The organism is Pontibacter rugosus (assembly GCF_042678745.1).
In the GTDB taxonomy this organism is placed as follows: Bacteria; Bacteroidota; Bacteroidia; order Cytophagales; family Hymenobacteraceae; genus Pontibacter; species Pontibacter rugosus.
In genome coordinates this window covers 1-5419 of record NZ_JBHTLD010000270.1, presented here as the reverse complement: position 1 = coordinate 5419, position 5419 = coordinate 1, and the positions used below count along the sequence as shown (strand labels likewise).

General features: G+C 44.4%; 5 protein-coding genes. 4 read left to right on the top strand and 1 reads right to left on the bottom strand.

Going from position 1 to position 5419, the window contains the following annotated elements; genetic code table 11:
* Positions 1-28: 28 nt before the first annotated feature.
* Positions 29-1375 carry a UDP-glucose dehydrogenase family protein gene (locus ACFQ2O_RS19555; protein WP_377531988.1) on the top strand — a complete coding sequence of 449 codons (1347 nt, stop codon included), beginning with the start codon at positions 29-31 and terminating at the stop codon, positions 1373-1375.
* A gap of 4 nt (positions 1376-1379) precedes the next feature.
* Complete coding sequence (locus ACFQ2O_RS19550; RefSeq protein WP_377531985.1) at positions 1380-2345, top strand: UDP-glucuronic acid decarboxylase family protein; 966 nt, start codon at positions 1380-1382, stop codon at positions 2343-2345.
* Between the two features lie 87 nt (positions 2346-2432).
* Here ACFQ2O_RS19550 and ACFQ2O_RS19545 read toward each other — a convergent pair whose 3' ends face one another.
* Entirely contained in the window at positions 2433-3680 is a 1248-nt protein-coding gene (locus ACFQ2O_RS19545; RefSeq protein ID WP_377531982.1) for a tetratricopeptide repeat protein, read from the bottom strand.
* 113 nt (positions 3681-3793) lie between these two features.
* On the opposite strand from ACFQ2O_RS19545, the gene ACFQ2O_RS19540 reads away from it, so the two are divergent.
* Both ACFQ2O_RS19540 and ACFQ2O_RS19535 read left to right on the top strand, forming a co-directional pair.
* Positions 3794-4708: a M20/M25/M40 family metallo-hydrolase gene (locus ACFQ2O_RS19540; RefSeq protein ID WP_377531980.1), complete on the top strand. Its 915-nt coding sequence runs from the start codon at positions 3794-3796 to the stop codon at positions 4706-4708.
* Positions 4709-4769: 61 nt separating this feature from the next.
* Positions 4770-5213, top strand: coding sequence for a hypothetical protein (locus tag ACFQ2O_RS19535; protein WP_377531977.1), 444 nt, complete (start codon positions 4770-4772; stop codon positions 5211-5213).
* Positions 5214-5419: the final 206 nt, after the last annotated feature.

Sequence of the window (5419 nt, the reverse complement as noted above, 5' to 3'; positions counted from 1 at the left end):
TTGTAGCCTTAACCTTAATATTTAGTCTATGAGAATAGCAGTAGTTGGTACTGGATATGTTGGCCTTGTAACAGGAACATGTTTTGCAGAAGTGGGAATTGATGTAACCTGTATAGATATCGATGTAAAGAAGATAGAAAACCTTAAGAAAGGGATTTTGCCGATATACGAACCAGGACTGGAGGAGATGGTGATGCGCAATACCCAAAAAGAGCGCTTAACATTTTCAAACGACCTTGCCAGCAGTATCCAAGGCTGCGAGGCCGCCTTTATCGCGGTAGGCACACCTCCAGGGGAAGACGGTAGCGCAGATTTGAAGTATGTGTTGGCCGTAGCTACAAGCATAGGAGAGAATATGAACAACTACATGGTAGTTGTTACTAAAAGTACTGTGCCTGTTGGCACAGCTGAAAAAGTTCGTAAAGCCATTGAGCAAGCGTTGGCAGCACGCGGTGTTGATATTCCTTTTGATGTGGCCTCGAACCCTGAGTTCCTGAAAGAGGGCGCTGCAATAGACGACTTCCTGAAGCCAGACCGTATTGTGGTTGGCGTAGCCTCTGAGAAAGCGGAAGGAGTAATGAAAAAGCTGTACAAGCCTTTCCTGATGAACGGACACCCGCTTATCTTCATGGACATTCCATCCGCTGAGATGACGAAGTATGCCGCTAACGCCATGTTGGCAACCAAGATCAGCTTCATGAACGACATCGCTAATCTTTGCGAGATAATGGGAGCTGACGTGAACATGGTGCGCAAAGGCATTGGGTCTGATGTGCGTATCGGTAATAAGTTTATTTACCCTGGCATTGGCTACGGAGGGTCTTGCTTCCCTAAGGATGTAAAGGCGCTGATCAGAACTGCCTCTGAAAACGGCTACAGCATGCGTGTGCTACAGTCGGTAGAAGAAGTGAACGAGAATCAGAAGTCTGTCCTATACAATAAGATACACAGCCACTTTAACGGTGATCTGTCCGGTAAGACATTTGCGCTATGGGGGCTTTCCTTTAAGCCAAAAACCGACGATATGCGTGAGGCACCGTCGCTGGTCATTATTCAGAAACTACTGGAGCAAGGAGCTAAAGTACGCGCTTATGATCCGGTAGCTATGAAGGAGGCAAAGCACATCCTGGGTGATACCATTGAATATGGTAAAGATGAGTATGAAGCACTTATCGATGCGGATGCACTGCTGTTGATCACAGAATGGCCTGAGTTCCGTTCTCCAAACTTCAATGTTGTCAACAAACTGATGAAGAACAAGGTGATCTTTGACGGTAGAAACATATATGAAGGTGCCGATATGCGTGAAAAAGGCTTTAAATACTATGGTATAGGAGTAAAGCATCAAGTGGCTGAAGTTAAAGAAACTGTATAGAACTATGAGCCAGAAAAGAGTACTGATAACAGGAGGAGCCGGGTTTCTGGGCTCCCACCTTTGTGACAGGTTTATAAAGGAAGGTTATTATGTTATTGCCATGGATAACCTGATTACAGGTAACCTGAAAAACATAGAGCATTTATTTAAGCTGCAAAACTTTGAGTTCTATCATCACGATGTGTCAAAGTTTGTGCATGTGCCAGGGCATCTGGACTATATCCTGCATTTTGCTTCGCCAGCTAGCCCTATAGATTACCTGAAGATTCCGATACAGACACTTAAAGTAGGCTCGCTTGGAACTCACAATTTGCTGGGGCTTGCAAAAGCAAAGGGAGCCAGAATGCTGATTGCATCTACATCTGAGGTATACGGCGACCCATTAGTGCATCCACAGCAGGAGGATTATTGGGGTAATGTGAACCCGGTAGGCCCAAGAGGGTGCTATGATGAGGCAAAGCGCTTCCAAGAGGCCATGACGATGGCGTACCATATGCACCATGGCTTAGAGACCCGCATTGTGCGTATTTTTAACACGTATGGCCCGCGTATGCGCCTCGATGATGGCCGCGTACTTCCTGCGTTCCTAAGCCAGGCGCTAAGAGGGGAGCCGCTAAGCATTTTCGGCGACGGAAGCCAGACCAGATCTTTCTGCTATGTAGATGATCTGGTGGAAGGGATTTACCGTTTGTTGTTGAGCGACTACCATATGCCAGTAAACATCGGAAACCCTTCTGAAATCACGATAAAGCAGTTTGCAGAAGAAATCTGCAGATTGACAGGAGTGGAGCTGAAAGTTGATTATCAGCCACTCCCTACCGATGATCCGCAGAAGCGCCAGCCAGATATTGCCCTAGCCCAAGAGGTGCTGGGGTGGCAACCTCAGGTTGATAGAGCCGAAGGTTTAAAGCGCACACTGGAATACTTTAAAGAGGAAATTCTGACGCCAACAGAGCAGCAGCCTGCTTAGTCTCTATCAAAATAACTAGTATCAAAACAGCAGCGGCTGCCAATATTGGCAGCCGCTGCTGTTTTGATAGGTATCTACAAGTATAAACTACCCTTTACGGTTCTGCTTAAAGAACTTTTTAGCTTCCTCATAATTGTCTGACTTCTTGTCGCTCGCTTTCAAGACAATGGTATAATATTTCTTAGCCATATCCTGGTCTTTTTGCTGTTTAGCGATACGGGCAAGATTTACATAAGAACTGATAAAGTATCCTGACTCTCGTTCATTGGTCATCTCGGCAAACATGATGGCGTCCTTGTAATGCTCTTTTGCCTTGTCAAAGTCACGATATTTGTGTTGGTTGATATAGGCCAGGATGTAGGAGGCATAACGGCCGCTTACAGCCTCATAGCCAGGCATATTCTGTTCCAACTTGGAAAGCATCTCTAGTGAGATACGTTCTGCTTTCGTAAAATGGCCATTAACAAAAAGTAAGCGGGCATAGTACCGCTGAAAATAGGCATTATCAGGATACTTCATTGCTAACTCTTCTGATACCCTTAGCGCCTCACCCATGTTTTTCTCTTCGTTCGCATAAATCTTCATCAGGAAAGTCTTAGACTCTGTTCCTGTGTAGAAGCCGCTATTGGATACATGGGCAAGCTGCTTTAAGCCTAAACGCTTATCTCCATTCGGGAAAAAGACAAGTACTGGTCGCAGCATTGGATAGTTTTCGTGAATCCAAACAGAGTAATAATTGAACAGCGCCTCACCGAACAAAAACTCCGGGCTAAGACCGTTTCCTGCCTTGGCTTTTTCCATAAAGTCAAGAGAACGTTTGCTGGCTACAGTGGCTTTACGCCAATTGCTGCGCTCAGAGTGCAAACGGGCCGTAAAGCCGTAAGAAGCCGCCAGAAAAAAAGCAGCTTCAATATTTTTTTCATCCGCATCATATAACGCCTCTGCCTTCTGTATGGTAGAATCCATATAGGCAAAAAATAAGTCGTCATATTTCAGCGTTTGTACATTCGTAGGTATAATTTTCCACCATTGACTAAGGCCCATCAAGAAGTAAGGCAGCGGGTGCTCAGGGTAGCGGCGGCGAAGGGACTTAAACTGCTTCTCTGCCCGCTCGTACTTAAAATTGTACATATTGTCTACGGCGCCTTCTAACTCATACTGGATGTCTTTGTTAAGCAGCAGCATTCCCTTCACCCTTGTAGCTTCTGGTAATACTTCAATTTCGTTGAAGGTTACTTGGCGCATAGCTGTAGTGTCAGAGTTCACTATTGGCTGCTGTGCCATTGTTAAACAAGGAAAAGTTAAAGTGAAGATGATAAAAAATAACTTCTTCATAGATTAAATGGGGAATTTTTTAGATATAAGGCACATTTGCTACTACTTGCCTCTGTTAGTTATAAAAGTACAACAAATCTGTTAAATTTGAATTCCATAAAAAGAATTTATTTATGAAACTTCTTGAGCAACTGTGCAAGGTTCATGCTCCGTCGGGTAATGAGCGAGAACTGTCAGAATTCCTGTTGAGCTATATTCAGGAGCATAAATCTACTTGGACAAAGCAGCCTGTGGTGCTGCATGGCGATCTTTTTCAGGATTGTATTATACTTGTTTTCGGTAAACCACGAAGTGCAATTTTCGCACACATGGACTCTATCGGATTTACAGTGCGTTACGGCCATCAACTAGTTAAAATAGGAGGGCCTGACTTAGAAAGTGGCTACACCTTGGTAGGAGAGGACGCGCAAGGAGCAGTAGAGTGCACTTTGAAGTATAATGAGGAAGAGCATGAACTAACGTATGAGTATGAGCGTGAGATAGCGCGTGGCACAGAATTAGTTTTCAAGTGCGACTTCAGGGAGACGGAGGATTCTGTGCAAAGCTGCTACTTGGATAACCGTTTAGGAGTCTGGAGTGCTTTACAGGTGGCAGAAACCTTGCAAGACGGGATAATTGCCTTCAGCTGCTGGGAAGAGCACGGCGGTGGCTCGGTAGCTTACTTGGCAAAATATATTTACGAGCAGTACGGTGTAAAGCAGGGGCTAATTTCAGATATTACTTGGGTAACAGAGGGGGTAAAGCCAGGAGCGGGCGTAGCCATTTCTATGCGGGATAGCCTGATACCAAGGCGCTCTTATGTAAACCGTATCATTAAAATTGCTGAAGAAGCCGGAATACCTTATCAATTGGAAGTAGAGGGCGCTGGAGGCAGCGATGCCAAAGAACTTCAGCATAGCGCTTACCCTTGGGATTGGTGTTTTGTAGGTGCCCCTGAAGATAATGTGCATACACCAAATGAGATAGTGCATAAAAAAGATATCTCAAGTATGGTGGCGCTTTATAAAGTGCTGATGGAGAAGTTGTAAAAAAGCTACCTTACCATACTACTACCTGAACCAAAATATAAAACCTATTTACTCTATTCTCATGAAAACAAGCTTTAAAATGCGCCCTTTGTTTCTGTTAAGTATACTTGTTATGTTGCTCTCTTCCTGCGAAAGCTGGTTTGATGCAGACACCGACAAGGATGCTATGTATCGCTACCAAATCAAGAATGAAACCATTTCGCCCGCTTTAGTAACAGTAAGCGTAAAGGAAGGTACAAATGTTATCGTCAAAGGTAGTCCTGCCACATCGTATACTATTGCCCCTGGTGATGTGGCAGAAGTATGGACAACGAGTGGTTTCACTGACGATGAAGTTCGGGACGAAGAGAAAGCAAACTCAGAAATCTATTGGATAGAAGTTACGGCAACGAGCAATGGCAGGCAAGCCCGGTACAACCTCAACAGCACAACGCGTTGGAGTTATAACAAGCAGAACTCCTATAAAGCAACTTATACTTTAACACTAGCCGAACAGGATTTCTAAATCATCCCGGAAAAGCTGAATCAATGCACCAAAGGCAGCGATGATATGACTCCATATTATCGCTGCCTTTGGTGCATTTACAGCACTTAATGCTGTAAGCTAACCGAAAATAGTGAGTTTGAAAGCTTATTTCGCAACCTTCTAGTTATTAGGAAAATAGCTGGTAGCTGCTGATAAAGTAAAGGCGAGGATATACTTGGATATTA

Coding starts and splice junctions, on each gene's coding strand:
- ACFQ2O_RS19540 (WP_377531980.1), top strand. CDS start 3,794: ATGAAACTTCTTGAGCAACTGTGCAAGGTTCATGCTCCGTCGGGTAAT.
- ACFQ2O_RS19555 (WP_377531988.1), top strand. CDS start 29: ATGAGAATAGCAGTAGTTGGTACTGGATATGTTGGCCTTGTAACAGGA.
- ACFQ2O_RS19535 (WP_377531977.1), top strand. CDS start 4,770: ATGAAAACAAGCTTTAAAATGCGCCCTTTGTTTCTGTTAAGTATACTT.
- ACFQ2O_RS19550 (WP_377531985.1), top strand. CDS start 1,380: ATGAGCCAGAAAAGAGTACTGATAACAGGAGGAGCCGGGTTTCTGGGC.
- ACFQ2O_RS19545 (WP_377531982.1), bottom strand. CDS start 3,680: ATGAAGAAGTTATTTTTTATCATCTTCACTTTAACTTTTCCTTGTTTA.